Source organism: Micromonospora pallida (assembly GCF_900090325.1).
GTDB lineage: Bacteria > Actinomycetota > Actinomycetes > Mycobacteriales > Micromonosporaceae > Micromonospora > Micromonospora pallida.
Genome location: NZ_FMHW01000002.1, coordinates 4,363,730 through 4,390,398, shown reverse-complemented (window position 1 = coordinate 4,390,398; position 26,669 = coordinate 4,363,730). Strand labels below are relative to the sequence as shown.

At 72.1% G+C, this 26,669-nt stretch carries 27 protein-coding genes and 3 pseudogenes; 23 read left to right on the top strand and 7 right to left on the bottom strand.

Features of this window, described 5'->3' with window-relative positions; translation table 11 throughout:
* Position 1: 1 nt before the first annotated feature.
* From GA0074692_RS17995 to GA0074692_RS17955, 9 genes are all read left to right on the top strand, one after another.
* Positions 2-235 (top strand): RNA-binding protein, encoded by a 234-nt coding sequence (locus GA0074692_RS17995; protein WP_088980193.1) that lies wholly within the window; start codon positions 2-4, stop codon positions 233-235.
* Positions 235-789, top strand: coding sequence for a ribosome maturation factor RimM (gene rimM / locus GA0074692_RS17990; protein WP_091646153.1), 555 nt, complete (start codon positions 235-237; stop codon positions 787-789). The genes GA0074692_RS17995 and rimM overlap by 1 nt, the downstream gene beginning before the upstream one ends.
* Before the next feature lie 41 nt (positions 790-830).
* Positions 831-1,601, top strand: a complete 771-nt coding sequence (gene trmD / locus GA0074692_RS17985) for a tRNA (guanosine(37)-N1)-methyltransferase TrmD (RefSeq protein WP_091646151.1) — start codon at positions 831-833, stop codon at positions 1,599-1,601.
* A 169-nt stretch (positions 1,602-1,770) separates the two neighbouring features.
* Complete coding sequence (gene rplS, locus GA0074692_RS17980; RefSeq protein WP_091646149.1) at positions 1,771-2,127, top strand: 50S ribosomal protein L19; 357 nt, start codon at positions 1,771-1,773, stop codon at positions 2,125-2,127.
* Between the two features lie 155 nt (positions 2,128-2,282).
* The gene (gene lepB / locus GA0074692_RS17975) at positions 2,283-3,155 is read left to right on the top strand and encodes a signal peptidase I (protein ID WP_091653678.1); all 873 of its coding nucleotides are present in this window, start codon (positions 2,283-2,285) and stop codon (positions 3,153-3,155) included.
* Positions 3,152-3,784, top strand: coding sequence for a signal peptidase I (gene lepB / locus GA0074692_RS17970; protein WP_091646147.1), 633 nt, complete (start codon positions 3,152-3,154; stop codon positions 3,782-3,784). Before lepB (GA0074692_RS17975) ends, lepB (GA0074692_RS17970) begins: the two co-directional genes overlap by 4 nt.
* Positions 3,785-3,867: 83 nt before the next feature.
* Complete coding sequence (locus GA0074692_RS17965) at positions 3,868-4,335, top strand: NUDIX hydrolase (RefSeq protein ID WP_091653676.1); 468 nt, start codon at positions 3,868-3,870, stop codon at positions 4,333-4,335.
* Positions 4,329-5,141, top strand: coding sequence for a ribonuclease HII (locus GA0074692_RS17960; RefSeq protein ID WP_091646145.1), 813 nt, complete (start codon positions 4,329-4,331; stop codon positions 5,139-5,141). Before GA0074692_RS17965 ends, GA0074692_RS17960 begins: the two co-directional genes overlap by 7 nt.
* A complete protein-coding gene (locus GA0074692_RS17955; RefSeq protein ID WP_011905215.1) occupies positions 5,138-5,461 on the top strand; it encodes a DUF2469 domain-containing protein in 324 nt (107 codons plus the stop codon). Before GA0074692_RS17960 ends, GA0074692_RS17955 begins: the two co-directional genes overlap by 4 nt.
* 174 nt (positions 5,462-5,635) lie before the next feature.
* Here the strand turns inward: GA0074692_RS17955 and GA0074692_RS17950 are convergent, their stop codons facing one another.
* The gene (locus tag GA0074692_RS17950; RefSeq protein ID WP_091646143.1) at positions 5,636-6,304 is read right to left on the bottom strand and encodes an SAM-dependent methyltransferase; all 669 of its coding nucleotides are present in this window, start codon (positions 6,302-6,304) and stop codon (positions 5,636-5,638) included.
* A gap of 160 nt (positions 6,305-6,464) precedes the next feature.
* On the opposite strand from GA0074692_RS17950, the gene GA0074692_RS17945 reads away from it, so the two are divergent.
* Positions 6,465-7,064 (top strand): GNAT family N-acetyltransferase, encoded by a 600-nt coding sequence (locus GA0074692_RS17945; protein WP_091653673.1) that lies wholly within the window; start codon positions 6,465-6,467, stop codon positions 7,062-7,064.
* A gap of 185 nt (positions 7,065-7,249) precedes the next feature.
* A pseudogene (locus tag GA0074692_RS17940) lies at positions 7,250-7,891 on the top strand (M23 family metallopeptidase); the annotation flags it as partial.
* A gap of 46 nt (positions 7,892-7,937) precedes the next feature.
* Here GA0074692_RS17940 and GA0074692_RS17935 read toward each other — a convergent pair.
* Positions 7,938-9,119 carry an aminotransferase class V-fold PLP-dependent enzyme gene (locus GA0074692_RS17935; RefSeq protein WP_091646140.1) on the bottom strand — a complete coding sequence of 394 codons (1,182 nt, stop codon included), beginning with the start codon at positions 9,117-9,119 and terminating at the stop codon, positions 7,938-7,940.
* Between the two features lie 124 nt (positions 9,120-9,243).
* Between GA0074692_RS17935 and GA0074692_RS17930 the strand changes: the two genes are divergently transcribed.
* Positions 9,244-9,834 carry a GNAT family N-acetyltransferase gene (locus GA0074692_RS17930; protein WP_091653670.1) on the top strand — a complete coding sequence of 197 codons (591 nt, stop codon included), beginning with the start codon at positions 9,244-9,246 and terminating at the stop codon, positions 9,832-9,834.
* Between the two features lie 23 nt (positions 9,835-9,857).
* On the opposite strand, the gene GA0074692_RS17925 is transcribed toward GA0074692_RS17930, so the two are convergent.
* Complete coding sequence (locus GA0074692_RS17925; RefSeq protein WP_091646138.1) at positions 9,858-11,003, bottom strand: tyrosine recombinase XerC; 1,146 nt, start codon at positions 11,001-11,003, stop codon at positions 9,858-9,860.
* 282 nt (positions 11,004-11,285) lie between these two features.
* Here GA0074692_RS17925 and GA0074692_RS17920 point away from each other — a divergent pair, with 282 nt between their 5' ends.
* Entirely contained in the window at positions 11,286-11,627 is a 342-nt protein-coding gene (locus tag GA0074692_RS17920) for a hypothetical protein (protein ID WP_091653667.1), read from the top strand.
* 25 nt (positions 11,628-11,652) lie between these two features.
* Here GA0074692_RS17920 and GA0074692_RS17915 read toward each other — a convergent pair.
* The 3 genes and pseudogenes from GA0074692_RS17915 to GA0074692_RS17905 all read right to left on the bottom strand — a co-directional run.
* Positions 11,653-12,882 (bottom strand): annotated as a pseudogene (locus GA0074692_RS17915) (DNA-processing protein DprA); the annotation flags it as partial.
* A complete protein-coding gene (locus tag GA0074692_RS17910; protein ID WP_091646133.1) occupies positions 12,879-14,399 on the bottom strand; it encodes a YifB family Mg chelatase-like AAA ATPase in 1,521 nt (506 codons plus the stop codon). The gene GA0074692_RS17910 and the pseudogene GA0074692_RS17915, both read right to left, overlap by 4 nt.
* Positions 14,400-14,414: 15 nt before the next feature.
* A complete protein-coding gene (locus tag GA0074692_RS17905; protein ID WP_091646131.1) occupies positions 14,415-14,774 on the bottom strand; it encodes a YraN family protein in 360 nt (119 codons plus the stop codon).
* Between the two features lie 225 nt (positions 14,775-14,999).
* On the opposite strand from GA0074692_RS17905, the gene GA0074692_RS17900 reads away from it, so the two are divergent.
* The 9 genes and pseudogenes from GA0074692_RS17900 to GA0074692_RS36995 all read left to right on the top strand — a co-directional run bounded on the left by GA0074692_RS17900 (position 15,000) and on the right by GA0074692_RS36995 (position 24,398).
* Positions 15,000-16,247, top strand: a complete 1,248-nt coding sequence (locus tag GA0074692_RS17900; protein WP_425413340.1) for a hypothetical protein — start codon at positions 15,000-15,002, stop codon at positions 16,245-16,247.
* A gap of 271 nt (positions 16,248-16,518) precedes the next feature.
* Positions 16,519-17,373 carry a 30S ribosomal protein S2 gene (gene rpsB / locus GA0074692_RS17895; protein ID WP_091646125.1) on the top strand — a complete coding sequence of 285 codons (855 nt, stop codon included), beginning with the start codon at positions 16,519-16,521 and terminating at the stop codon, positions 17,371-17,373.
* Between the two features lie 149 nt (positions 17,374-17,522).
* Positions 17,523-18,350 (top strand): translation elongation factor Ts, encoded by an 828-nt coding sequence (gene tsf / locus GA0074692_RS17890; RefSeq protein WP_091646124.1) that lies wholly within the window; start codon positions 17,523-17,525, stop codon positions 18,348-18,350.
* Positions 18,351-18,508: 158 nt separating this feature from the next.
* The gene (pyrH, locus tag GA0074692_RS17885; protein WP_091646122.1) at positions 18,509-19,276 is read left to right on the top strand and encodes a UMP kinase; all 768 of its coding nucleotides are present in this window, start codon (positions 18,509-18,511) and stop codon (positions 19,274-19,276) included.
* A gap of 57 nt (positions 19,277-19,333) precedes the next feature.
* Positions 19,334-19,891, top strand: a complete 558-nt coding sequence (gene frr, locus GA0074692_RS17880) for a ribosome recycling factor (protein ID WP_091646120.1) — start codon at positions 19,334-19,336, stop codon at positions 19,889-19,891.
* A gap of 515 nt (positions 19,892-20,406) precedes the next feature.
* Complete coding sequence (locus GA0074692_RS17875) at positions 20,407-21,720, top strand: phosphatidate cytidylyltransferase (protein WP_141725323.1); 1,314 nt, start codon at positions 20,407-20,409, stop codon at positions 21,718-21,720.
* 104 nt (positions 21,721-21,824) lie between these two features.
* Positions 21,825-22,976 (top strand): dual-specificity RNA methyltransferase RlmN, encoded by a 1,152-nt coding sequence (rlmN, locus tag GA0074692_RS17870; protein WP_091646118.1) that lies wholly within the window; start codon positions 21,825-21,827, stop codon positions 22,974-22,976.
* A gap of 31 nt (positions 22,977-23,007) precedes the next feature.
* Positions 23,008-23,580, top strand: a pseudogene (locus GA0074692_RS37000) (DivIVA domain-containing protein); the annotation flags it as partial.
* 698 nt (positions 23,581-24,278) lie between these two features.
* Positions 24,279-24,398: a DivIVA domain-containing protein gene (locus GA0074692_RS36995; protein ID WP_425413415.1), complete on the top strand. Its 120-nt coding sequence runs from the start codon at positions 24,279-24,281 to the stop codon at positions 24,396-24,398.
* A gap of 118 nt (positions 24,399-24,516) precedes the next feature.
* On the opposite strand, the gene GA0074692_RS17860 is transcribed toward GA0074692_RS36995, so the two are convergent.
* Positions 24,517-24,738 carry a DUF2631 domain-containing protein gene (locus tag GA0074692_RS17860; protein WP_091646115.1) on the bottom strand — a complete coding sequence of 74 codons (222 nt, stop codon included), beginning with the start codon at positions 24,736-24,738 and terminating at the stop codon, positions 24,517-24,519.
* Between the two features lie 270 nt (positions 24,739-25,008).
* On the opposite strand from GA0074692_RS17860, the gene GA0074692_RS17855 reads away from it, so the two are divergent.
* Entirely contained in the window at positions 25,009-26,565 is a 1,557-nt protein-coding gene (locus GA0074692_RS17855; RefSeq protein ID WP_091646112.1) for a Rieske 2Fe-2S domain-containing protein, read from the top strand.
* The last annotated feature ends 104 nt before the right edge of the window (positions 26,566-26,669 follow it).

The following is a 26,669-nucleotide window of genomic DNA, read 5'->3' as shown; positions in this document are numbered from 1 at the left end:
CGTGGCCATCCGTCCGGCCCTGGAGCACCTGGTCAAGGGCATCGTCGACCACCCGGACGACGTGCGCGTCCGGCTGGTGGACTCCCGTCGGGGCAAGCGGCTCGAGGTCCGCGTGCACCCGGAGGACCTCGGCACGGTGATCGGCCGGTCCGGCCGGACCGCCAAGGCGCTGCGCCAGGTGATCGGCTCCATCGGCGGACGCGGGGTACGCGTCGACATCGTCGACTCGTACTGATGCTTCTCGTCGTCGGCAGGATCGGTAAGCCGCACGGTATCCATGGTGAGGTCACCGTGGAGGTGCGGACCGACGAGCCCGAAACGCGGTTCGCCCCCGGCTCGGTGTTGACCACCGAACCGGGGGCGAAGCCCGCGAACCCGGCCCCCGGGCCGGGCGTGCCGTACCAGGTCCCCGCCCAGTTGACCGTCGAGGCCGCCCGCTGGCACCAGGGCCGTCTGCTGGTCGCCTTCGAGGGCGTGCTCGACCGCGACATCGCCGAGGCGCTGCGGAACACGCTGCTCGCCGTGGACAGCGCCGGCCTCGCGCCGCCGGAGGACCCGGAGGAGTTCCACGACCACCAGCTCGTCGGGCTGGCCGTGGTCACCCCGACGGGTGAGCACCTGGGCGAGGTGGCTCGTATCGACCACGCGCCCGCCTCCGACCTGCTGGTGGTGCGTCGCCCCGAGGGGCGTACCGCGTTGATCCCGTTCGTCCGGGCGATCGTGCCGGAGGTCGACCTGGCCGGCGGACGGGTCGTCGTCGACCCGCCGGGCGGGCTGCTCGACCTGTGACACCGGCTGCGCCCGTAACACCCGCAGGAGCGACCCCCGCCATGCGTGTCGACGTCGTGTCGATCTTTCCGGAGTACCTCGCCCCGCTCGACCTGTCGCTGATCGGCCGGGCCCGGGCCCGGGGGGTGCTCCGGCTGGCCGTACACGACCTGCGGACCTGGACCCACGACGTGCATCGCACGGTCGACGACACGCCGTACGGCGGCGGACCGGGCATGGTGATGCGGCCGGAGCCGTGGGGCGAGGCGCTCGACGCGCTGGCCCCGGCGGACGCCGCGCCGCCCCGGCTGCTGGTCCCCTCCCCGGCCGGCGCCCCGTTCAGCCAGGCGATGGCGCACGAGCTGGCCGCCGAGGAACACCTTCTCTTCGCCTGCGGTCGGTACGAGGGCATCGACCAGCGGGTGCTGGAGCACGCCGCCACCCGGATGCCGGTGACCGAGGTCTCCCTCGGCGACTACGTCCTCTTCGGCGGGGAGGTGGCGGTGCTGGTGATTCTGGAGGCGGTCACCCGGTTGCTGCCCGGCGTGCTCGGCAACGCCGGCTCGCTGGACGAGGAGTCGCACGCGCACGGGCTGCTCGAGGCACCCGTCTACACCAAGCCGCCGAGCTGGCGCGGGCACGAGGTGCCGGAGATCCTCCGCTCCGGTGACCACGGCCGGATCGCCCGCTGGCGGCGGGACGAGGCGCTGCGGCGGACCGCGGCACGCCGACCGGACATGCTCGCCGCCCTCGGCGAGGACCTCGACAAGAAGGACCGGGCGGCGCTCGACCGGGCCGGGTTTCGGGCGCCGGAACGGGATATGGCAAAGTAGGGAGGTTGCCGTATCCGCTCGCGCCGCGGGCGGATACGAGGATCCCCGACCGGGGTCGAGATGAGGATCCCCGAACCGGGGTCGCCACCACCGACCACCACCCGAGGATCAGAACCACCCGTTCGCGTGCCGACGACCGGTGCGCCGTGAGCCTTACGAGGTTGCAGCGATGAACATCCTGGACGCCCTTGACGCCCAGTCCAAGCGGACCGACCTCCCCGACTTCCGTGCCGGTGACACCGTCAAGGTGCACGCGCGGGTCGTCGAGGGTAACCGGTCCCGTGTGCAGATCTTCCAGGGCGTGGTCATCCGCCGCCAGGGTGGCGGTCTGCGCGAGACCTTCTCCGTCCGCAAGATCAGCTTCGGCGTCGGCGTCGAGCGGACCTACCCGATCAACAGCCCGGCGATCGACCGCATCGAGATCGTGACCCGTGGTGACGTCCGTCGGGCCAAGCTCTACTACCTGCGTGAGCTGCGGGGCAAGAAGGCCAAGATCAAGGAGAAGCGCGAGAAGCAGCCGAGCTGATCTCGCCGCCACACCGGCCGGCACGGCGGACGCCCCCGACCCGGGCGCACTACTCTGGTCGGGCGGGCGCAGCCGTGGTGACGGACCTCCACCGCCCGTGGAGCCTCGACGAGGCTCGCGGGCGGTAGTCGTTTGCGGGTGACCGGGGAGTGGGCGTGGTGCGGTCGGTGGACGAGGAGAGTGCGGTCGACCCGTGGCGACGCCGGTCCCGGCGTCCCCGCCGGCAGATGCCGCTCTGGCAGGAACTGCCCCTGCTGCTGATCGTCGCGTTCTGTCTGGCCGTGCTGATCCGCACGTTCCTGCTCCAGGCGTTCTTCATCCCGTCCGGGTCGATGGAGGACACCCTGCTGGTCGGGGACCGGGTGCTGGTCAACAAGGTCGTCTACGACGTCCGTGACCCGGCCCGGGGCGAGGTGGTCGTGTTCCGGGGCACCGACCGGTGGGTGCCCCAGGTGGACGGCCTGCCGGAACCGGGCTTCCTGGGCAAGCTCGGCCAGACCCTCGGCGACCTGGTCGGGGTGAGCCGCCCCGGCGAGAAGGACTTCATCAAGCGGGTGATCGGCATTCCCGGGGACCGGGTCGCCTGCTGCGACGAGCAGGGCCGGGTCACCGTGAACGGCGTCGGGCTCGACGAGCCGTACGTCTTGCGCGACTCCCCGCTGGACCTGCCGCCCGACTCCCGCGAGTGCCGGTCGCGCCGGTTCGACGAGGTGGTCGTCCCGGCCGGGCAGATTTTCGTGCTCGGTGACCACCGACTGGTCTCGCAGGACGCCCGCTGCCAGGGGCCGGTGCCGATCGACAACGTGGTGGGCCGGGCCTTCCTGATCGTCTGGCCCTCCTCCCGCTGGGCGTCGCTGCCGGTTCCGGAGACGTTCGCGCAGGTCGACGTGGTGGCCGCCGCACCCGTGCCGGCCACGCCGGAGCCGGTCGGCCAGGTGTTGCCGTTCGCCCCGCTGCTCGCCGTGGGCAGGGTTGTCGCGAGTTCCGGTCGATCGATGCGCGTCGGGCGACGTAGGCTCCACTCGTGATAGACGAGCAGACCGACAAGCCCCGCAGCTCCTTCTGGAAGGAGCTGCCGGTCCTCCTGGGTGTGGCGATCCTGGTAGCGGTGCTGGTTCGCGCCTTCGTGTTGCAGACCTTCTACATCCCCTCGCCGTCGATGGAGAACACTCTCCAGATCAACGACCGGGTGCTGGTCAACAAGCTGGTCTACGACTTCCGCTCCCCGGAACGCGGAGAGGTGATCGTCTTCAAGGCGCCGGTCGAGTGGAGCGGCAACCCGGACGGCGAGGACTACATCAAGCGCGTGATCGGCGTCGGGGGCGACCACGTGGTCTGCTGCGACGAGCAGGACCGGTTGACGATCAACGGCAAGTCGCTCGACGAGCCGTACATCTTCTCCATGAACGGGCAGCGGGACAAGCCCGCTGACCAGGAGTTCGACGTCACCATCCCGAAGGGGCGACTCTGGGTCATGGGTGACCACCGGGCGGCCTCCGGCGACTCGCTGGAGCACTGGGAGCGGCTCCAGGACATCGACCAGGCCACCATCCCGGTGGACGACGTGGTCGGCCGGGCCTTCACCGTCTTCTGGCCGGTGAGCCGGGCCACCTGGCTGTCGGTGCCAAGCGGTTTCAAGGGCATTCCGAACCCCTGACGTACGCCGTGCCGGATCGCGACACCCGGACCGGGCCAAGGGTGGCCGCAGTCGGCCCCTGGCCGGTCTGGCAGGCTGGAGAGGTGACTGCCCACACCCCTCGGCGCGCGGCGCGCGTCCTGCTGGTCGACGCGGCCGGGCGGGTCCTGCTCTTCCAGGGGTTCGACCCGGGCCGCCCCGACTTCGGGTACTGGTTCACCCCGGGCGGCGGGCTGTCCGGCGGTGAGGAACCGGCCGTCGGCGCGGCCCGGGAACTGGCCGAGGAGACCGGGCTCCGACTCGCCCCCGCCGAGCTGGGGCCGCCGGTGTGGCGGGAGACGATCGAGTTCCCGTTCGATGGGGTGTGGTACCGGCAGGAGCAGGACTTCTTCCTGGTCCGGGTGCCCGCCTGGGAGGTGGACACCGCAGGCTTCGACGAGGTCGAGCGGGCCAGCGTCACCGGGCACCGCTGGTGGCCCCGCGACGAGCTGGCGGCCACCACCGAGCGGTACTACCCGGTGGAGCTGCCGGCGCTGCTGACCCGGGTGCTGGGAGGTGGGGCGGGGTGCTGACGCCGCCGCGTACCGTGGTCCGCCGCGACGGCGGCCTCTACGCCCTGGAACGGGCGCTGCAACGCCGGGGCTTCCGGTACGTCGCGGGAGCGGACGAGGCCGGTCGGGGCGCCTGTGCGGGGCCGCTGGTGGCCGCCGCGGCGGTGCTGCCCGAGGGGCGGCGGGGCGAGATCGACGGGCTGGCCGACTCCAAGCTGCTCACCCCAACCAGCCGGGAACGGGTGTACGAGGAAGTGGTCACCCGCGCCCTGGCGTACGCGGTGGTGGTGATCCCGGCCGACGAGGTCGACGCCCGGGGACTGCACGTGTGCAACCTGGCCGCGATGCGCCGGGCGCTCGCCTCACTCGGCACCCGGCCGGAGTACGTGCTGACCGACGGCTTCCCCGTCGACGGCCTGGAGGTGCCGGGGCTGGCGGTCTGGAAGGGCGATCGGGTCGCCGCGTGCGTCGCCGCGGCGAGCGTGCTCGCCAAGGTCACCCGAGACCGGATCATGGTGGACCTGGACACCCGATACCCGGGGTACGGCTTCGCCGAGCACAAGGGGTACATCACCGCCGAGCACACCGCCGCGCTGCGGGCGCATGGGCCGTGCGCGGAGCACCGTTTCTCGTACGTCAACGTGGCGGCGGTGTCGGGCCGGGACGGGCGTCCACCCCGGTCCCGGCGCCCTGCCGTAGCCGACGGCCACCAGCCGGTAGAGCGTTCGGGGCGGTCAGGGGGTACCGTCGGCGTGGCGTTGGGCGAGCAGCCTCGACCGCCGGTACCGGTGGGGGAAGATGTGGTCATGGAGGGCGGAGTGCGATGAGCGCGGAAGATCTCGAGAAGTACGAGACCGAGATGGAGCTTCAGCTCTACCGGGAGTACCGCGACATTGTCCGCCAGTTCTCCTACGTGGTGGAGACCGAGCGCCGGTTCTACCTCGCCAACCAGGTCGACCTGCACGTGCGCAACTCGGACGGCGAGGTCTACTTCGAGGTCGAGATGCACGACGCCTGGGTCTGGGACATGTACCGTCCTGCCCGGTTCGTCAAGAATGTCCGGGTCATGACGTTCAAGGACGTCAACGTCGAGGAACTGGAAAAGCCGGACATCTCCCTGCCCGCTGACTCCGGCTTCGGTAGCTGACCCCACCCGTCCGACCCGCCGGCCGATCCCCGACCCGGCCGGCGGCCGCCCCGACCCCAGCCGGTACCGCCCGAGACGCCACCGCCTACCCGCCGCCCACCCACTGCTCGGTCCGGCCGGGGTGGCCCCTCCACAGTGGCGCGGTCAGTGCTCCCGGCCGACGAAAGTGCGCGGTCAGCGCGACTGGTCGGCGAAAGTGCGCGGTCGGTGTGGCCGGTCGGCGAACTCGAACATGGTGACTCCCGGTGGCAGCGGACGGGGCCGCTCGATGAGACGGTGCGCCCCCACCGCGCTGGGGACGGTCGGCTCGGTGAGGGAGAGCAACTCGAAGCCCTCCTCGACGAACCAGTCGCAGATCGTCGGCACCAGGTCCGGCGCGCCCCGGTGCCGGGTCCAGACGACGGTGCCCCCGGTCGCGCAGAGCTGCCCGCAGTGGCGTACCACCGCTCGGACGCTGGCATTGGTCATGTTCCCGAACAGGCCGCAGACCATGACGATCTCGGCGGGCACGAGGTCGGCCCAGACGTCGGTACGCGCGGCGTCGGCCCGTACCACCTCCACCCGGGTGAGTCCGGCGGCCCGGACGGCCCCGGCGGCCACCTCGGCGTTGCGCGGATCGAGTTCGACCAGCCGGGCCGTGACGTCGACGCCCCGGGGGTGCTCCGCCAGGACGGGGACCAGGTCCCGTCCCTGGCCGGCGCAGAGGCTGACCGCCCGGAGCGGCCCGGCGGGCGCGCGGTCGAGGGCCGCGCCGACCACCCGTCGTACCTCGGCGAGGCGTTGGGACAGCGGGGAGTCCGGGTCGTCGTAGTCGGCGTGCCAGTCGTACCAGTCGAGGGCCATCGCGTCAGCCTAGGGATCGGCTGCCAGCGCTCCCTGCCGGCGACCGGCCCGGCCCGGCCCGGGTCGGGTCGGGTCGGTAAGAAAGAAAGACGGCTTACCGAACGCCCTGCCGAGTCGAAAGCAGATGCTGGACGGGCGGACCGCCGGCAGACTGCGCGACATGGACATTCGCCTTGAACCCTGGTCGGAGTCCGCGCTCAGTCTCCTGCGACGGATCAACACCCCGCACATGCGCCGGCACGTCGGCGGTCCCGAGCCCGAGGACAGGTTGCTCGCCCGCCACCGCCGTTACCTCGCCATGTCGGAAACCGGCCGTGGCTGCATGTTCGCCATCGTGCTGGGTGACGAGATGGTCGGCAGTATCGCCTACCACCAGCGGGCCTGGCACGGTAGGCAGATCTACGAAACCGGCTGGAACGTGCTACCGCCCTTCCAGGGTCGGGGTGTCGCCACCGCAGCCGGCACCGCTCTCATCGCCATCGTGCGCGCAGCCGCCGGCCGGCCCGACAATCCCCGCAGCCTGCACGCGTTCCCCTCGGTCGACAACGCTTCCTCGAACGCCATCTGCAATCGCCTGGGCTTCACTCGTCTCGGGGCCTGCGACTTCGAGTACCCACCGGGCAGCGGCACCCTGATGCGCAGCAACGACTGGTACCTCGATCTCACCGAACCCACCCCGCCGGCCGACTCGTACGCCATGCTCGCCGACGAACCGCCGGCCATCGGCAGCACGGGTGCCCCGCGTACCGGCAGATGCTGACGTCCTGGCTGAGCACCTAGCCACCCGACCGCCGAGCCCGAGCACGCATAGCAGATCATCGGGGGGAACGGGTGCTCGTCCACAGGGCGTCCGGTTGTCCACAGGTGACGGTCTGCCGGTGGCACTGATTCGCCCCACCGGGCACGCTGCGGCCTGTGACAGGCTTGACGCGACGGGGGACGAGGATTCGGGCGGCACTGGCGGCTGCGACGGTGGTGGCGTTGACGGCTGCCCACCCCGTCCCGGTGACGGCCGCGTTGGCGGGGGTTCCGGACGGGTCCGTCCGGGCCTTGGCTTCTGCCGGGCCGAATCGGTTCGCGCGGTCGTTGGCCGCTGTCGGGTCCGCTCCGGTCGTCCGGGCTCCGGTCTCCGTCGAGCCGGTGCCCCCGCCGGTGCCCGACCTGCCGCGAGCGGCGCGGGGGCTGAGCTTCCGATGGCCGCTGGACGGTCCGCCCCGGCCGGTCCGTGACTTCGATCCGCCGCCCCAGCCGTGGCTGGCGGGCCACCGGGGTGTCGACCTGGCCGCCCCGGCGGGCGCCGTGGTCCGGTCGGCGGGTGCCGGAGTGGTGCTCTTCGCGGGCCTGGTCGCCGGTCGGCCGGTGGTCACCGTGGGGCACACCGACGGCCTGCGCACCACCTACGAGCCGGTGCGCCCGTCGGTGCGAGCCGGTACGCGGGTCACGGCCGGCACGCCGTTGGGAGAGCTGTCACCCGGACACACCGGCTGTCCCACCTCGGCCTGCCTGCACTGGGGCCTGCGGCGCGGCGAGGAGTACCTCGACCCGCTCGCCCTGCTCGGGCCGGTCCCGGTACGGCTGCTGCCCCTCGGCGACCCGCCGGTCGCCGGGTGGCCGGAGTGGGAGCCGGGTGGGATCAGCGTTGGGCGAGCAGGGGCGGCAGGCGTACCGCGAGGCGCTCGTACTCCTCGGCGCTGTTGTAGACCTGGCCGCAGAGGCGCAACCAACCCCGGCCGCCCCACGCCATCACCGCGAGTTCGGTGGCGAGCCGGTCGGCGATCCGGTCCCGCAGCGCCTTCGCCGTCTCGACGGTGGTGGCCATTCCTGGCGGCAGCGGGATGAGGCGCATCGCCACCGCCGGGCCGCCGGGGTCCGGCAGGTGGGTCGGCGCGACGCCGAGAGCGTCCCCGACCACCCGCTGGCCGTACGCCGCGAGAGCGGCGTTGTGTTCGCGGACCCGCTCCACGCCGAGGTTGCGCAGCGTGTACACCCCCACCGGTGCGGCGAGCCAGCCGGTGTAGTCCAGGGTGGCCTGCCACTCCACCCGTGCCGGGAAGCCGCTCTCCTGCTCCCAGGAGACCGTCAGGGGTTCGATCCGTTCCCGCCACGGCGGCCGTACCGCCAGCAGGGCCGTGCCGCGCGGGGCGAATCCCCACTTGTGGAGGTTGCCGACCCAGAAGTCCGCGCCGATGCTCTCCACGGTGACCGGCAGCATGCCGGGCACGTGCGCCGCGTCGACCAGCACCGGCACTCCCTGCTCGCGGGCGACGCCGACGATGGCCGCGACCGGGAACAGGCGGGCGGTGGCCGAGGTGAGCTGATCGACCACGAGCAACCGGGTCCGTCCCGGCCGCAGCCCCGCGCGGAAGGACTCGACAATCTCCTCGTCGGTCGCGGAGAGCGGCACCGGAAGGACCCGGGACGAGGCTCCGGTTCGCTGGCACTCCCGGTGCACCGACAGGGCGACCGCTCCGTAACAGTGGTCGGTGATCAGCACCTCGTCGCCCGGCCGCAGGCGGAGCGACTGGAGGACCACGGCGACCCCGGTGGTGGTGTTACCGACCAGGGCGCTGCCCTCCGGGTCGGCACCGAGGAAACCGGCGAGGTGCCGCCGGGCGTGACCGAGCCGCTCGACCAGTCCACGGGAGAAGAAGCGGTGCGGGTTCGCCTCCATCTCGTCCCGCAGCCGTTGCTGGGCCCGCTGAACCGGGAGGGGCACGGTACCGAACGCGCCGTGGTTGAGCTGACTGACCGCCGGGTCGAGAGAGAACAACAGCCGGGCGCCGGGCAGCGGGGCAGGTGGCTGCGGGACGGTCACCCGGTGATCGTAGCCCGCGACGGGCCGGCGATTCAGGGTTCGCGGGTGGGGATGGGGTCGGTCCGTCGGCGACGCGCGGCCGGGCGGTGCGAGCCGGGGCAGCCCGATCCCCGAAAATGTGCAGATGACCTCTCGCGTCGAACTCCGGTGGCCAGCCGATGCCGACCGACGACTTCAGGCCGACGTGCACCGGGTGCTGCACGCGGTGGTCGAACGGGGCGGCGCGATCGGGTACCTCGCCCCGCCCACCCGCGCCGAGACCGACGCCTGGCTGGACGAGATTCTCACCCTCGTCCGGGCGGGGGACGCCAGCCTGGTGCTCGCCGTGGCGGAGGGCAGGGTGGTGGCGACCGGCCTGTGGCGTCGCGGGCCGAAGCCGGTCTTCGGGCACTCCGCGGAGGTGCAGAAGGTGATGGCGCATCCGGCCGCGCGTGGGCTCGGCCTCGGCCGCACGGTCACCGAGGCGCTGGTCGACGACGCGCGCAAGGCCGGCATCGAGACCCTCACCCTCGGCGTGCGGGGCAACAACCACGGCGCGATCGAACTGTACGAGCGGCTGGGCTTCCGCGAGTGGGGACGACTGCCGAACTTCATCGCGGTCGGTGACGAGCGGTACGACGACGTCCGCATGTCCCTCGACCTCGGCCGGGCACCGAACGTGGTGCTGCGGGGCTCGCCCGCCGACGGTCCCGGCTCCTCGCCCCGACGCGGCTGACGTCGGCCAGAGAGGCTTGCCGGTCAGGCGCGGGGGTGGGCCTGCCGGTACGCGGCCCGCAGCCGTTCCACCGAGACGTGCGTGTAGATCTGGGTGCTTGCCAGCGACGAGTGCCCCAGGATCTCCTGCACCGCACGCAGGTCCGCGCCACCCTCCAACAGGTGGGTGGCAGCCGAGTGGCGTAGACCGTGCGGGCTGGTGCGGGGCAGTCCGGCGGCGTCGGCGTACCCGGCGACGATCCGGCGTGCCGTGGTGGGGTGCAGTCGGCCGCCCCGGGCCCCGAGCAGCAGGGCGTCACCGCAGCCGGGTCGGGCCAGGACCGGCCGCCCGTGTCGCAGCCAGTCGTCGACGGCACGTTGGGCCGGGAGCCCGTATGGCACGGACCGTTCCCGGTCGCCCTTGCCGAGGACCCGGATCACCCGGCGACCGTGGTCGATGTCGCCGGTGTCCAGTCCGCACGCCTCGCTGATTCGTACCCCGGTGGCGTAGAGGAGTTCCAGCAGCGCGCGGTCGCGCGACAGCACGGCTTCGTCGTGCCCGTCCGCCCCGGCGGACCGCCCCCCGGCCGCCGTGGCCGGCAACCCGTCAGGTGCCGTACCCGTTACGAGGCCGGTTGCGCCCGCTGGCTGTGCCGTGTGCTCGGGTGTGCCCGCTGGCTGTGGTGCTTGCTCGGCTGTGCCGGGCGGCTGTGGTGCGGGGTGTGCGTGACGGACCGCGTCGAGCAGCGTGGCGGCCTGGTCGACGCGGAGCACGGTGGGTAGTTCCCGCTGTGCCTTTGGGCTGGCCAGAGTGGCCGCCACGTCAGTCGGCAGCAGGCCGCGCCGATGCGCCCAGGCGCTGAACGTCCGCGCCGTCGCCGCGCGGCGGGCCAGCGAACTGCGGGCCGCTCCCATGGTCCGCTGCTTCGCCAGCCAACTACGCAGCACCGTCAGGTCCAGGTCGGCGGGCGCTCGACCACCCATCCGGACGGCGTGGTCGAGCAGCGACACCAGATCGGCGACGTACGCCCGCACCGTGTGCGGCGACTGGTTGCGTACCTGGGCCAGGTGCCGGGCGAACTCGTCCACCGCGTTGCGCAGCGCCGCGGGCAGCGCTTCGTGGCGCGCACGGGTGCTGTCGTCGGCGCGGCTCACCGCCGCCACCACGGGCCACCGGGCCAACAGCGCCATGGGCTGCCGGGACACCCCACCGATCGGTGTCCAGCGGCTACCACAGCGCCCGCCGGGATGTGGTTGTCGCCCTGCACAGGTTCAGCTTACGGTCGGTACAGGCGGGTGGCAGCGCGGCGGACCCGCCGGCCCCGACCGCCCGGATTCACCGACAGTCGTCTCCTGGTCGTGGGGCCGTCCCGGCTCGCCGGTGGCGTGGTCGTCGTGCCCGACGCCCGGTCGTCGTCCAGGTGGACCGGTCCGGCACGGGGCAGGCAGACGTCGACGGACGGAGGCGGCCGGATGGGTTTGGATGTCGTGCTCTACCGGGTGGTCCGGTCCGCTGGTCCGGCCCGCCGTGCCTCCTATGTGCCCGTCGAGGTGGTGGACGACTCCGACGACGTGTTGCTGCGGCTGCTGACCCGGGTACGCGGTGGTGGACGCACTCCGCTGCTGGACCGGTTCGACCCCACCGGTGAACTCGTGGTCAGCGCCGAGCAGGCGCCCCGCCTCCTGGCTGAACTGCGTTGCCTCGCCGAGGTGGCCGCCTCCCCGGCGGAGACGGCCCGGATACGCAACCTGGCGGCGCTCATCCGTCGGTGCATGCGAGGTCATGACGTGGAGATCCGGTTGGAGGGGGACTGACCTCCGGGTCGACACCATCTGCCGTCGCTGTCCCCGGCGCTGGCGGTGGCGGCTGCGCCGCGTGAGTTCCGGGGAGCGGACGCTCCCTCCGGGGCGGGAGGGCGTAACCGCCGTCGTGGCGCACCACCAGGCCCAGTTCCTCCAACAGGGCGAGTTTGCGCAGGGCCGTCCGGATGTCCATGCCGGCCCGGGCGGCGAGCGCGTCCGGGTCCAGCACACCCCGCCGGGGCAACGACTCCCGCAGCAGCGTCGCCTCGTCGTCGAGCGTGTCGGCGGGACGGCTCGGCCCCCGGACCAGGGGAGCGAGGTCGATGCCGATCCGCCCGACCTCCTCGAGCACGTGCGGTACGCCGGTGACCAGTCGGGCCGTCGGATACTCGCGGAGCATCTCGTGCGCCCCGACCGACATGGCCGAGGTGACCGGACCGGGCACCACCATCGCCGGACGGCCGATGCCGAGCGCCCGTCGCATGGTCTGCGTCGCCCCGCTGCGCGCCGACGCCTCCACCAGCACGCTGCCCCGGGTGGCCCCGGCGATGACCCGGTTGCGGACCAGGAACCGGGGACGCAACGGCTCGGCACCCGGCATCCACTCGCTGACCAGCAGACCGGTTTCGGCGATCCGGTCGAAGAGGGCGCTGTTGCCCATCGGGTACGGACGGTCCACCCCGCAGGCGAGTACGGCCACCGTCACGCCGCCGGCGTTCAGCGCTCCCCGGTGCGCGGCGGCGTCGATGCCGAACGCCCCACCGGAGACCACCGTCCACTCCCGCTCGGCGAGCCCGTACCCGAGTTCGGTGGCCACATGGACCCCGTACGACGTGGCTGCCCGTGCCCCGACGACCGCCACCGACCGGTCCAACACCTCGCCGAGCGGCCACCCGCCGCGTACCCAGAGACACAGCGGTGGGGCGGTCTCGGTGTCCACCCGCCGGGTCGTGTCGGACAGAGCCAGCCGGTGCAGGTCGTCGAGCTGGGCCGGCCACTCGGCGTCGGCCGGGGTGACCAGCCGTGCCCCCAACCGCTCGGTACGCGCCAACGCCTCCGCGGCCACCGCCCGGGGATCGGCCGAGCCGGCCCGGGCAGCGACCCTGCGGCGCAACCGGTCCTCCGGTGCGCCCCCGGCGAGCAGCAGGTCGAGCGCGGCGGCCGGACCGATCTCCGCGACCAACCGGTGCACCGTCCAGGTGCCCGGCTCGGCGAGCCAGGTCAGCGCGACCCGCGCCAGCCGGTCCTGGTGGTCGTGCTCGGTCATGCGCCTTCTCCCGTCCGGAGGCCGATCGCCTCCCACACGTCGTCCCGGCTCGGACGCAGTCGGCCGTCCAGGTCGGCGATGCTCCAGGCCAGCCGGATAATCCGGTCGAAGCCCCGCGCGGAGAGCGACCCGTTGTCCAGGCGGCGTCGCAACTCGGCAGTGTCGCCGGCCGGTAGCCGGAACGGCGGGCGGCGTAGCACCGGGCCGGGCAGTTCCGCGTTGAGCCGGTGACCGACGGCCGCCCACCGCTCGGTGGCGGCGGCGCGGGCCGTCGCCACCCGGGCCGCCACCACCGCCGACGGCTCGCTCACCTCGCCCGTCCCCATCAACTGCGCGGCGCGTAGCGGCGGCACCGTCACCTGAACGTCGATCCGGTCCCGCAGTGGCCCGGAGAGACGGCCGAGGTAGCGGCGGCGGGCCAGCGGGCTGCACTCGCAGGCGGTGTCCCCCACCGGCCGGGCACACGGGCAGGGGTTGGCGGCCAACACCAACTGGATCCGTGCCGGATACTCGGCGGAGCCCCGGGCCCGGGCGAGCTGGACCCGTCCGTCCTCCAGGGGCTGCCGCAGCGCGTCGAGCGCACCCCGGCTGAACTCGGGGGCCTCGTCGAGGAAGAGGACCCCACGGTGGGCCAGCGATACCGCCCCCGGCCGGGCCAGCCCCGGGCCGCCGCCGACCAGCGCCGGCACGGTGGCGGTGTGGTGTGGGGCCTGGAAGGGCGGCCGGCGCAGCAGGTGCCCGCCGGGCGGTAGCAGGCCGGCGATCGAGTGCAGCGCGGTGACCTCCAGGGCGGCCTCGTCGTCCAGCGTCGGCAAGATCGACGGGAGTCGCTCGGCGAGCATGGTCTTGCCGGTGCCGGGTGGCCCGAGCAGCGCCAGGTGGTGGCCACCGGCTGCGGTCACCTCCAGTGCCCGGCGCGCGTACGCCTGCCCGGCCACGTCGGCGAGGTCCGGGCCGGGCGCGGCGACGGCCCCCGCCAACGGCGGTGGTTCGTCCAGCGGACTGCCGTCCCGGACGAAGGCGACCAGCCGGTGCAGACTGTCGACAGCGCGGACCCGGACCCCGGGGATCACCGCGGCCTCGGCGGCGTTCTGGGCCGGGACGATCGCCCGGGTCACGCCGGCGCGGGCCGCGGCGGCGACCATCGGCAGCACGCCCCGTACCGGTCGGACCGCGCCGTCGAGCCCCAGCTCGCCGAGGAGCACCACCCCCTCCAACGGCAGCAGTGGCAACTGACCGGCGCTGCCGAGCAGGGCCGCCGCGATGGCGACGTCGAAGGCCGAGCCGTACTTCGGCAGCGTCGCCGGCAGCAGGTTGAGGGTGATTCGGCGGTTGGGCCAGGTCTCGCCGGAGTTGACGATCGCCGCCCGGACCCGGTCCCGGGCCTCGTGCAGGGCGGTGTCGGGCAGGCCGCTGATCGCGACGGCGGGTAGTCCCGACGCCAGGTCGGCCTCCACCTCCACCACGTGTCCGGTCACCCCGACCAGGCCGACGCAGAGCACCCGGGCGTAGCTCATCGGCGCTCACCCATCTCAGAACGCGCCCTTGAGATGCTCGACGCGGGCGGCGCCGGCCTCGGACAGGTGCACCGAGAGCACGTCGAAGCGCAGGTCGTCCGCCCGGGTGCCGGTCTCGGCCAACCAGCGCACGGCGAGCCCGCGCAACCGGCGGGCCTTGGCCGGGACGACGGCCTCGGCGGGGCTGCCGAAGCTGTCGTCCCGGCGGGTCTTCACCTCGCAGAAGGCGAGGACGTCGCCGTCCCAGGCGATGATGTCGATCTCGCCGTCCGGGCAGCGCCAGTTGCGGGCGACCGGACGCAGGCCCGTCCCGATCAGGTGTCGGACGGCGCACCGTTCGCCGTACGCGCCGACCGCCTGGCTTCGTCTCGTCATGCCGGCACGGTGTCGCGGACCGGCCCGTTTCCGCCACCTGGCAGGGGCTGCCTGTGGACGACGGAGCCGGTTGTGGACAACCGGACGATCATGCACCCGGTGTGCTACAGGGCGAGCCGCCGGATCATCGGCGGATTTGTGCGGAGCGTGACGGTCGTAGGTGGCAAAAGTGACCTCGGAGCGGCGAATGGCGCGGCAGGGTAGCTGTCACATACGGTGCCGGTCGTGGACGGACGACGGAGCTTTTCCGAAGATCAGGAGTCGCGTTGGTACTCCGGTGACCGTGGCTACGGCGAGTCCGAGTGGCGCGCCAGTGGCGACGATCATTACCGGGGCGACGACTTCCGGGCGCCTGAGCAGCGCGGTGACACCGGTGAGCGACGGTACGGCGACCTAACCGACCCGCCGGGCGGCCGGTACGCCGACTCCGGCCGGTTTGACGCGGGCGACCCACGGGGGGTCGACCACCCGGACGCGGAGAGTTACCGCCCGCCCCGCTCTCGACGGGCCGAGCCGGCCGACGACGGAGTCACCGGGAGTGACCTGTATGGCGAGCGCCCCTCGCGGCGGTCCCGCGAGGGGCGGCACACGGGGGAGCAACTGGCCTTCCGGGACGACGTCGACTCGTTCCGCGACGGCGTCGAGCCCTCGGAGCGGGGTCGGGTCCCGGACCCCATGCGGCAGTCCCCGCTCGCCGGGTACCCGGTCATCGACCCGTCCCGCACCGGGGAGGTGGCCCGGAGCGCCGAGCCGGGCCGGACCGTCGACGCCGACCGGAGCGCGGACCCGGGGCGGGTTCCGGACCCCGGCCGTGGTGCCGACCTCGACCGGAGCGTCGTCCTCGATCGTGCGGCCGACCTCGACCGGAGGCGCGACCGCGCGGCCGACCTCGACCACGGGGTCGGAGACGGGCGTGGCCCGGACGCCGCTCACGGTGTCGACCGTGAGCGAGCAGTCGATCGTGAGCGGGCAGTCGATCGTGAGCGGGGGGTCGACCGCGACCGGGCGGTCGACGCGGGTCCGATCGGTGAGCTACCGCACCCGCTGGAGATGCCGACCGGGCCGATGCCGCCGGTCGTCCCGCGTCCGGACCTGCCGCCGCCCGGGATGGAGCCGCTGGGCTACCCCGGAGGGGCGGCGCTCGGCCGTCCCGGCCCGGTCGCCGGGGAGGGGGTCTACCGGACTCGCCGTCCGGCGCTGGCGGTCCTCATCGCCCTGCTGGTGCTGGTTTTCGAGGTTCCCGCCCTGCGGGTGCTGTTGCACGGGTTGACCACCAATCCGGCCCCGGTGTCCCACGTCGTCGTCGGGATCTTCCTGGTCGGTGGTTTGCCGATCTTCGGTGCCGGGCTCTACGGGCTGCGTACCGGTGGGCTGGCGCTGGCCGACGGCAGCCGGGGCTGGCTGCGTCCCCCCACCGCGTACCTGACCGTCGGGTTGGTGCTCTTCGTCGCGGCGGCCCTCGCCGTCCGCTGAGCACCTGCCCGCTGGGCACCGCCCCGCTGAGCACCCGCGCGGCACCCTCCTCGTGCACCCCGGGGTCGGGGGACCGGGTAGGGGCGTACACTTGTCGACTGGCGACCGCGTCACGCGGTCGACTTCGCGCGTCCTCTCCATGGTCATCCGTGGGGCGACGGTTCCCTGGTCCCGATGTCGATCGGGCCCACCATGACCGGCGATCAGGCGCCAGGACGCCCGGCCGCCGGCCGGGCGTGACAACCAGGGATCTTCTGAGGAGTACCCCACCATGGCCGTAGTGACCATGCGTCAGCTGCTGGAGAGCGGTGTCCACTTCGGGCACCAGACCCGGCGTTGGAACCCGAAGATGAAGCGCTTCATCATGACGGAGCGCAACGGCATCTACATCATCGACCTGCGCCAGACCCTCGACTACATCGAGAAGGCGTACGACTTCGTGCGCAACACCGTCGCCGAGGGTGGCAGCGTTCTTTTCGTCGGCACCAAGAAGCAGGCCCAGGAGGCCATCGCCGAGCAGGCGACCCGGGTCGGCCAGCCGTACGTCAACCACCGCTGGCTCGGCGGCATGCTGACCAACTTTCAGACGGTGTACAAGCGGCTCCAGCGGATGAAGGAGCTCGAGGCCCTCGGTGACCTGAGCGGCACCGCCGCCGGCTACACCAAGAAGGAGACCCTCCAGCTCTCCCGCGAGAAGATCAAGCTGTCCCGCACCCTCGGTGGTCTGCGGGACATGCAGAAGCTCCCGGCCGCGATCTGGGTGGTCGACACCAAGAAGGAGCACATCGCGGTCGACGAGGCCCGGAAGCTGAACATTCCGGTCATCGCGGTCCTCGACACCAACTGCGACCCGGACGAGGTCGACTTCCCGATCCCGGGCAACGACGACGCGATCCGTTCGGCCGAGCTGCTGACCAAGGTCGTGGCCGCCGCCGTCGCGGACGGCCTGATCGCCCGCTCCGGCCGGCGCCGGGGCGCCGACGAGAAGCCCGAGGCGGGCGCCGTCGGCACCGACGAGCCGCTGCCGGAGTGGGAGCGCGAGCTGCTCGAGGAGCCGAAGAAGGCCGACGAGGAGCAGCCGGCGGCCGCCGCCGCGGAGCAGCCGGCGGCCGCAGCCGCAGAGTGACCTCTCCGCCGCTCCCCGCCCGCCGTGACCGGCTGGCGGGGAGCGGCGGATCCGCAGGTCACGCCCGGTTTCCGAGCCGGATCCGGCCCGGTGCCGGACGACCGGCAACCCAGACCATCCCAGCGAGCCTCAACACCGAAGAGAGAGCCATGTCCAACTTCACCGCCGCGGACGTCAAGAAGCTCCGCGACCTCACCGGCGCCGGCATGATGGACTCCAAGAAGGCGCTGACCGAGGCCGAGGGCGACTTCGACAAGGCCATCGAGATCCTGCGCGTCAAGGGCGCCAAGGACGTCGGCAAGCGGGCCGGTCGGACCGCCGCCAACGGCCTGGTCGCACACTCCGGCAAGGCGCTGCTGGAGCTCAACTGCGAGACCGACTTCGTCGCCAAGAACGACGCCTTCGTCGCGCTGGCCCAGCAGCTCGTCGAGCACGGCGAGCGCAGCGAGGCCACCACCGCCGAGGAGCTGCTGGCGACCACCATCGACGGCAAGAGCGTCGCCGACCTGGTCCAGGAGCAGTCCGCCAAGATCGGCGAGAAGCTGGTGCTGAACCGCTTCGCCAAGCTGGCCGGCACCACCGCCGTCTACCTGCACCGCAAGAGCCAGGACCTGCCGCCCGCCGTCGGTGTGCTGGTGGAGTTCACCGGCAAGAGCGACGAGGCCGGCGACTCGGACGCCCGTGCCGTCGCCATGCAGATCGCCGCGATGCGGCCGAAGTACCTCACCCGGGACGAGGTGCCGGCTGAGGTCGTCGAGTCGGAGCGGCGCATCGCCGAGCAGACCGCCCGCGAGGAGAACAAGCCCGAGGCGGCGCTGCCGAAGATCGTCGAGGGCCGGGTGAACGCCTTCTTCAAGGACTTCGTCCTCGTCGAGCAGGCGTCGGTCGCCGACAACAAGAAGACGGTCAAGCAGGTGCTGGCCGAGGCCGGCATCGAGGTGACCCGCTTCCTGCGGTTCGAGGTCGGCCAGGCCTGAGCCGGTCACCGGGCGCCGCGCGTCCGGTGGGCAGGAACGTCGAGGAGGAGGTCGCAGGTGTACGTCACAGGCACCGCGGCCTCCTCGTCACATAGGGTCAACATCGGGCAGAGCCGCACAACGCGGCGCGCGGGACGTGGCGAGGGAAGGGCGGGCGGATGACACAGGTTGTGAGTGAGCGGAGCCGGGCAGCGGAGGATCCGACGGCACCACCTCCCGGCCGGGCCCGCCGGGTCGTGCTCAAGCTCTCCGGCGAGGTCTTCGGCGGCGGTGCGATCGGTGTCGACCCGGACGTCGTACAGGCCATCGCCCGGCAGATCGCCACCGTGGTCCGGCGCGGCGTGCAGGTCTCCGTGGTGATCGGCGGCGGTAACTTCTTCCGCGGCGCGGAGCTGCAGAAGCGTGGCATGGACCGCGCCCGCGCCGACTACATGGGCATGTTGGGCACCGTGATGAACTGCCTGGCGTTGCAGGACTTCCTGGAGAAGGAGGGCGTCGAGACGCGGGTGCAGAGCGCGATCACGATGGCCCAGGTCGCCGAGCCGTACATCCCGCTGCGCGCGATCCGGCACCTGGAGAAGGGCCGGGTGGTGATCTTCGGCGCGGGTGCGGGCATGCCGTACTTCTCCACCGACACGGTGGCCGCCCAGCGCGCCCTGGAGATCCGCGCCGACGTGGTGCTGATGAGCAAGAACGGCGTGGACGGGGTCTACACCGCCGACCCGAACCTCGACCCCTCCGCCAGCAAGATCGACTCGATCACCTTCTCCGAGGCGCTGCGTCGCAACCTCCGGGTGGCTGACGCCGCCGCGTTCAGTCTCTGCATGGAGAACGGTCTGCCGATGCTGGTTTTCGGCGCCCAGGGTGAGGACACCATCATCCGTGCGGTGGCCGGTGAGCGGATCGGCACGCTGATCACCGTCTGACCGGCCATCCGACACGAGAGCCCCCACAACGAGCAGAAGAAGGAGGCGAGGGGACAGGTGATCGACGACACCCTCCTCGAGGCCGAGGAGAAGATGGAGCGGGCCATCGAGCACGCCAAGGAGGAGTTCGGCGCGATCCGCACCGGGCGGGCCACTCCGAACATGTTCTCCAAGGTCATCATCGACTACTACGGCACCCCCACGCCGCTGACCCAGATGGCCTCGGTCGCGATCCCGGAGCCGCGGATGGCGATCATCAAGCCGTACGACAACTCGCAGCTCAACGCGATGGAGAAGGCGATCCGGGACTCCGACCTGGGCGTCAACCCCAACAACGAGGGCAACCAGCTGCGCATTCTGCTCCCGCAGATGACCGAGGAGCGGCGTCGCGACATGATCAAGGTCGCCCGGCATAAGGGCGAGGAAGCCAAGGTGGCGATCCGCAACGTCCGCCGCCGGGGCAAGGAGGAGCTGGACCGCATCGTCAAGGACGGTGAGGCCGGTGAGGACGACGGCCGCCGCGCCGAGAAGGAGCTCGACGACCTCACCCAGCGGTACGTCGCCAACGTCGACGAGCTGGTCAAGCACAAGGAAGCCGAACTGCTCGAGGTGTGAGTGGCACTGGGGCGGCCGCCGGCTGTCCGCGCTGTCCGGCACCGGTGTGCCGTCCGCCTGTCGGCGGCGGGGCGCCGGTGCCGTCGGCTGTCCGGCGCCGGCCGGCGGTTTGCTCGGGCGGAAGGCCGGCCTCGGCAGGCCGGGCCGGGCGGAGCGCCACCCTTGGCCGGCCTTTTCGTGCGGAGGGCCAGCCTGGACAGGCGCCGTCTGGACGGAGCGCCAGCCTGGCGGGCGTTGTCCGGGCGGAGGGCCGCCGGCTTCGGCAGGCCGCGTCCGGTGCGTCCCGCCGCACTTCCGGTGGGTCGTCGCATCCGGGGAACGGCGGGCCTCGTCTGGCGGACGTGCGTGACTGGCAGGTGCAGTAGGCTCGGCTCGATTCGCCACTACCGGAGCGTGAACAGTGGGAATCTCCCGGCCGTCGGGCGGGAGTACCGGACGGACAACAGTCGCGTGCAGGGGATGATTTTGGTCTTGCGTCTTGTGGTGGAACTCGCGTCGCACCCGATCGGTGCGTGATGTCCCACCTCGACTCCTACGGCAGCGCCGAGCCTCGCGGACGGGAACGCGTGGCCGGTCCCGCACTCCCGTGGCCGGGACACGACCTGGAGCCCGGTAGCCGGGTCCGGCACGCGTACGCCGAGCAGCCCGTCGTGACCTGGACCCCTGAGGAGTACGACGAGGTACGTTCGGACGACCAGCCCACCCTCGTACCCGGTCACCCGGACTTCGAGCGGGCCTGGTCGACCGGTCCGGTGCCCAGCGGCGACCCCGATCCGTACCACCAAGCGGGGGAGCCGGACCCGTACCCGTACCGGCGACCGGAGGACGACCCGTACGTGGCACCGGAGCCGGATCCGACCTTCGAGCCGACGCCTGAGCCGGCGGACCGTGACCCCTACGGCCCGGCCGGAGCGGCCGAACCGGAGCCCGCGCCGCAGCGGCCCCCGGGGCGCTGGCGCGGTCGACGGCGGCCGGTACGCGGCGGCGGCTCCTCCGCCGGACACGGCCGAAGCAGCCGCGCCGGCCGTAACCTGCCCGCCGCCATCGGGGTGGGGCTCGCGCTCGGCGCGCTGATCCTGGTGCCGCTGTTCACGGTCATCGAGGCGTTCCTCGGCGTGCTGGCAGTGGCGGTGGCGGTCGGCATGTGGGAGATGGGCCGGGCGGTACGCCGTGCCGACGCCCGCCCGCCGATGGTCCCGCTGATCGCCGGTGGCGTGCTCACCATCGGCCTGGCCTGGTGGTCCGGCCCGGACGGGTTGCTGCTCGGGCTGCTGGTCACCGTGGCGGCGACGCTGGTGTGGCGGCTCGCCGAGGGCAAGGCCGGACTCGGCCGCGACATGACCGCCGCCACCATGATCGCCGTCTACGTGCCGTTCCTGGCCGGGTTCGCGGCGCTGCTCGCCGCCGTTCCCGATGACGGCAATTTCCGAGTCCTGGTCACCGTGGCCGCGGTGGTCCTCTCCGACACCGGCGGGTACGCCGCTGGCGCAAACTTCGGCAAGCACCGGATGGCCCCGACGATCAGCCCGAGCAAGTCCTGGGAGGGCTTCGCCGGTTCGGTCGGCGCGGCGGCGCTCGGCAGTGCCCTGCTGGTCTGGCTGCTGCTCGACGTGGCGCCCTGGTGGGGGGCCCTGTTCGGGATGGCCGTGTCGGTCGCGGCGGTCCTTGGTGACCTCGCCGAGTCGATGATCAAGCGGGATCTCGGGATCAAGGACATGAGCAACCTGCTCCCCGGCCATGGCGGACTGATGGATCGGCTCGACTCGATCCTCTTCGCGGTGCCGACGGCGTACCTGTTGCTCGCGGTCTTCGCGCCGATGGTGAGCTGAGGCATGGATCACGGCGGCTGGCCGCCCTGTTCAGGGGTTCCGACGGCGACCGGACACCGGTGGACGGGCCGCTGGCGGCGCGGACGTGGGAGACTGGACAGGCCATGACGAGCCTGCCCATGATCCCGATCGACCCGGACGCCGCCGCTGCCCGCCGGGCCTCGCTGCCCCCACGCCACCTCGCCGACCTCGACCTCGCGGGTCGGCAGACCCTTCTCGCCGAGCTGGGGGAGCCGGCGTTCCGGGCGCGGCAGATCTCCACCCACTACTTCGGGCGGCTGGTCCGGGACCCGGCGCGGATGACCGACCTGCCCGCAGCGGCCCGTGAACGGCTGACCGACGCGCTCCTGCCGAGACTGCTCACCCCGGTCCGTGAGCTGGCCTGCGACGACGGGGCCACCCGTAAGGCGCTCTGGCGGTTGCACGACGGCTCCCTCGTGGAGAGCGTCCTGATGGGTTATCAGGACCGCGTCACGGTCTGTATCTCCAGCCAGGCCGGGTGTGGCATGGCCTGCCCGTTCTGCGCCACCGGTCAGGCCGGCCTGACCCGGAACCTCTCCACCGCGGAGATCGTCGACCAGGCCGTCTACCTGGCCGGGGTGGCCGCCTCCGGCGTGGTCTCCGGCTCACCCGCCCGGCTGTCGCACGTGGTGTTCATGGGCATGGGTGAGCCGCTGGCGAACTACTCCCGGGTCGTCGCGGCGATCCGCCGACTGACCGCGCCGGCCCCCGAGGGCCTGGGTCTGTCGCAGCGGCACATCACCGTTTCCACGGTCGGCCTGGTGCCCGCCATCCGCCGTCTGGCCAGCGAAGACCTCTCGGTGACCCTTGCGCTGTCCCTGCACGCCCCCGATGATGAGCTTCGCGACGAACTCGTGCCGGTCAACCAGCGCTGGAAGGTCGCCGAGGTGCTGGACGCCGCGTGGGACTACGCGGCCCGTACGGGGCGTCGGGTGTCGATCGAGTACGCGATGATCAGGGACGTCAACGACCAGCCCTGGCGGGCGGACCTGCTCGGCCGGTTGTTGGCCGGCAGACTGGCGCACGTGAACCTCATCCCGCTCAACCCGACCCCCGGCAGCCGGTGGGACGCCAGTCCCAAACCGGTCGAGCGGGAGTTCGTCCGGAGGCTGCGCGACGCCGGAGTCTCCACCACCGTGCGTGACACGCGTGGGCGGGAGATCGACGGCGCGTGCGGGCAGTTGGCCGCTGCCGAGGGGGAGAGCGCCGACACGTCGGACGGGGCGAACGCGTGACGGGGCGTAGCGAACTGAACCGGGAGACATAGTGGCGAGTCAGGGTCAACGTTTCCGGCGAAAGGCGGTCCGCCGGGGCTACAAGGTCGACGAGGTGGACGCCTTCCTGGACCGGGTCGAGGCGACCCTCGCCGGTGAGCCGGTCGGTGCGCCCGTGGCCTCCCAGGAGGTGCACGACGTCGTCTTCCGGGTCCGTTTCAACGGGTACGACGAGTGGCAGGTCGACCTCCACCTGGACCGGGTCGAGCGGCAGCTCGCCGAGTTGGAGGAGCGCGGCGGCGTCGTATCCCCTCGAGGCGGTGACCCCCGATTCGACGACCGTATGGGCCCCCCAGACCGAATGATTCCCCCTGACCGCATGGGCCCCCATGACCGCATGGGTCCTCCGGATCGGATGGGTCCGCCGGATCGCTTGGGTCCGCCGGATCGGATGGGTCCTCCGGATCGGATGGGTCCGCCGGACCGTATGGGTCCGCCGGATCGGATGGGTCCGCCGGATCGCTTGGGTCCGCCGGATCGCTTGGGTCCTCCGGATCGGATGGGTCCGCCGGACCGTATGGGTCCGCCGGATCGGATGGGTCCGCCGGATCGCTTGGGTCCGCCTGACCGGATGGGTCCGCCGGACCGTATGGGTCCCCCGGATCGGATGGGTCCGCCGGATCGGATGGGCCCCCCGGACCGTATGGGCCCCCCGGACCGTATGGGTCCTCCGGATCGGATGGGTCCGCCGGATCGTATGGGTCCGCCGGGGCGCGACGAGCGGGGCAGGCCCGTCCCGCCGATGCCCCCTCGGCCGATGCCCGCGCAGGCCAACCCGGCCGATCGTTACGGTCGGTACGACGAACCCACCGGCGGCTTCGACGCGCCCGGAGAGGGCTACGACGCGCCTCGCAGCCACGCCGCGCCCCCGCACGGCGGTCCGCCGCCGCGCAACCTTCCCACCGGTCCCGGTGGATTCGACCCGGACGACCGGTTCGACGGATTCGAGGCTGGACGGCGTGGCCGGGCGGACATGACGGCCGAGATCCGTATGCCCGAGCGTGAACTGCGCGGCCGTGGCCCGGCCGGTCCGCCGCCCGGGATGCCCCCGGGACTGCCGCCCCAGCCGACCAGTGGTCCCCCGATGGGCGGCCCGCCGCCGGTCGCTCCGCCGCCGATGGCCGGTCCGCCGGGGAGCGACCTCCACCGCGTGGACCAGATCCGGCGGAGTTTCCAGGTACGCCGGTTCGGCAGCGGGTACGACCCGGAGCAGGTGGACCGCTTCTTCAACAGTCTGCTCGGGGAATGTCGGGGCGGGGCCCCATGCCGGTCAACCCGAATGACCTCGACACGATGCGCTTCCCGCTGGTGCCGGGTGGCTACTTCGAGGCGGAGGTCGACGCGGCCCTGAAGGACGTCCAGGACATCCTGCTCGGCCGCTGACGCGATCCGGTCGCCGGCCCGATCCGGCGACCCTGGTACGACCGAGGGCCCGCCCCCGAATGGGGACGGGCCCTCGCCACGTCGTCCGGACCGGTCGGCGGGTCGCCGTCCGGTCGGGTCAGGACCGCAGGCCGTTGCGGCGCAGCACCACGTCGCCGATGACGATCAGCAGCAGCAGCGCCGCACCGGCGATCAGGAAGATGTCCTCGACCCTGCCCTCGTGGTTGCCACAAAGCATGGTCAGCAGCGCCAACGCGCTGAGGACCGCGCCGATCTGACCGGCCTTGCGGTACCCCGGCTTGTGCTGGTCTGGCGACGTTACCGGCTCGCTTCCTGCCACTGTCGGTCCTTCCCTCGCGATCGGATCTCCGGTTAGTCTGGCACGCCCTGTGCCGAGGCCGGCGCAGGGTCCGGCCGGCGATGGCCCCGTACGCCCCGTCGTGCCCTGACGAGGCGGCCCTGATCCGGGCCTAGGTCCCGCCGGTTGTCCCGCCGGTCGTCCCGCTGACCGGAGCGAAGGGCACTACCGGCGTCGCGGTTCGGCGGCCAGAGTCACTCCGGTAGCGTCATGTCGTACACCTTGGTTGTCGTTTTTGAGGGGGACTGTACGGTGCGAGTGACCGGTACGGGGCACGCCAGCATGCGGATCGACACGGCTGCGGGCAGCATCCTCTGTGACCCCTGGGTCAACCCGGCCTACTTCGCGTCGTGGTTCCCGTTCCCGGACAATTCCCAGCTCGACTGGGAGACCCTCGGCCAGGTCGACTACCTCTACGTCTCACACCTGCACCGGGACCACTTCGACGCGGCGCACCTGAAGCGGTTCGTGTCGAAGAAGGCAACGGTGCTGCTGCCGGCGTTTCCCACCTCCGAGATGGAGGACGAACTCCGCGAGCTGGGCTTCACCAACTTCCTCCGGACGCGCAACGAGGAGGTGCACGAACTCGACGGCGGGCTGAAGATCATGATTCAGTCGCTGACCAGCCCGACCGACGGACCGATCGGTGACTCCGCGCTCTGGGTGGAGTACGACGGCGTACGCCTGCTCAACCAGAACGACGCCCGCCCCACCGACCTGAGCATGTTCGCGGAACTGGGGCACGTGCACGCGCACATGCTCCAGTTCTCCGGCGCGATCTGGTACCCGATGGTCTACGAACTGCCGCAGAGCGCCAAGACCGCCTTCGGCAAGCAGAAGCGGGACCGTCAGTTCGACCGCACCTGGCGCTACATCAACGACCTGAACGCCGACCACGTCTTCCCGATCGCCGGGCCGCCCTGCTTCCTCGACGACGAGCTGTGGCAGTTCAACGACATCCACGGCGACGAGGGGAACATCTTCCCCGACCAGTCGGTCTTCATCTCCGAGTACGCCAAGGTCGGCGGGACCAACGGGGTCGTGCTGCTGCCCGGCAGCGTCGCCGAGGTCACCACGGATTCCTGCGAGACCAGCCACCCGGTGCCGGTCGACGAGTTCTTCGCCAACAAGGTGGCCCACCTGGAGGAGATGCGGGAGCGTAAGCGCCCGGTCATCGAGGCGGAGAAGGCGTCCTGGCGGCACCCGGAGATCGACGTCCTGAAGGAGATGAAGCGGCGCGTCGAGCCGCTGCTGGAGGAGTCGGTCTACCTGGCCAAGGGGGTCGGCGGCCCGGTCCGCTTCGACCTGGTCGGCTACGACGGAGAATCGGTTGAATCGATCGTGGTGGACTTCCCGGGCAAGGAGGTGCGGCCGTACGCGGACGAGAAGGTCCGCTACCGCTTCCGTACCGAGCGGGCACTGGTGGAGCACCTGCTGCACATCGGCGAGGTGGACTGGGTGAACTCGCTCTTCCTCTCCTGCCGCTTCTCCGCCGCCCGGATCGGTCAGTACAACGAGTTCGTCTACTCGTTCTTCAAGTGTCTCTCCCGGGAGCGCCAGCAGTACGCCGAGGGCTGGTACGACGAGCACGAGCGCAGCAGCGACGCCGAGGACATCACCCTGGGCGACTGGGTGGTGCAGCGGCGCTGCCCGCACCTGAAGGCGGACCTGACCCGGTTCGGTGTGATCGAGGGTGACCAGCTCACCTGCCAACTGCACGGCTGGAAGTTCGACCTCTCCAGCGGCCGCTGCCTCACCAGCGTCGGCCACAAGATCCGCGCCCACCGCGCCGACACCACCCCCGCCTGACCTGCCTTTTGCGCGTTGACCAAGGGGTCCGTGCCACCGGATCGCCCGTTCCGTGACGCGAACCCCTTGATCAGCCGTCAGCCGTCAGCCGCAGGCAGGGGCAG

What these genes read in the sequence shown, in the direction of transcription:
- GA0074692_RS17950 (WP_091646143.1), bottom strand. Translation starts at nt 6,304, where the DNA reads ATGGCCCTCGACTGGTACGACTGGCACGCCGACTACGACGACCCGGAC.
- GA0074692_RS17955 (WP_011905215.1), top strand. Translation starts at nt 5,138, where the DNA reads ATGAGCGCGGAAGATCTCGAGAAGTACGAGACCGAGATGGAGCTTCAG.
- trmD (WP_091646151.1), top strand. Translation starts at nt 831, where the DNA reads ATGCGTGTCGACGTCGTGTCGATCTTTCCGGAGTACCTCGCCCCGCTC.
- GA0074692_RS17905 (WP_091646131.1), bottom strand. Translation starts at nt 14,774, where the DNA reads ATGACGAGACGAAGCCAGGCGGTCGGCGCGTACGGCGAACGGTGCGCC.
- GA0074692_RS17945 (WP_091653673.1), top strand. Translation starts at nt 6,465, where the DNA reads ATGGACATTCGCCTTGAACCCTGGTCGGAGTCCGCGCTCAGTCTCCTG.
- rplS (WP_091646149.1), top strand. Translation starts at nt 1,771, where the DNA reads ATGAACATCCTGGACGCCCTTGACGCCCAGTCCAAGCGGACCGACCTC.
- rimM (WP_091646153.1), top strand. Translation starts at nt 235, where the DNA reads ATGCTTCTCGTCGTCGGCAGGATCGGTAAGCCGCACGGTATCCATGGT.
- rpsB (WP_091646125.1), top strand. Translation starts at nt 16,519, where the DNA reads ATGGCCGTAGTGACCATGCGTCAGCTGCTGGAGAGCGGTGTCCACTTC.
- tsf (WP_091646124.1), top strand. Translation starts at nt 17,523, where the DNA reads ATGTCCAACTTCACCGCCGCGGACGTCAAGAAGCTCCGCGACCTCACC.
- GA0074692_RS36995 (WP_425413415.1), top strand. Translation starts at nt 24,279, where the DNA reads ATGCCGGTCAACCCGAATGACCTCGACACGATGCGCTTCCCGCTGGTG.
- pyrH (WP_091646122.1), top strand. Translation starts at nt 18,509, where the DNA reads ATGACACAGGTTGTGAGTGAGCGGAGCCGGGCAGCGGAGGATCCGACG.
- GA0074692_RS17925 (WP_091646138.1), bottom strand. Translation starts at nt 11,003, where the DNA reads ATGGCGCTGTTGGCCCGGTGGCCCGTGGTGGCGGCGGTGAGCCGCGCC.
- GA0074692_RS17910 (WP_091646133.1), bottom strand. Translation starts at nt 14,399, where the DNA reads ATGAGCTACGCCCGGGTGCTCTGCGTCGGCCTGGTCGGGGTGACCGGA.
- GA0074692_RS17930 (WP_091653670.1), top strand. Translation starts at nt 9,244, where the DNA reads ATGACCTCTCGCGTCGAACTCCGGTGGCCAGCCGATGCCGACCGACGA.
- rlmN (WP_091646118.1), top strand. Translation starts at nt 21,825, where the DNA reads ATGACGAGCCTGCCCATGATCCCGATCGACCCGGACGCCGCCGCTGCC.
- GA0074692_RS17920 (WP_091653667.1), top strand. Translation starts at nt 11,286, where the DNA reads ATGGGTTTGGATGTCGTGCTCTACCGGGTGGTCCGGTCCGCTGGTCCG.
- GA0074692_RS17875 (WP_141725323.1), top strand. Translation starts at nt 20,407, where the DNA reads ATGTCCCACCTCGACTCCTACGGCAGCGCCGAGCCTCGCGGACGGGAA.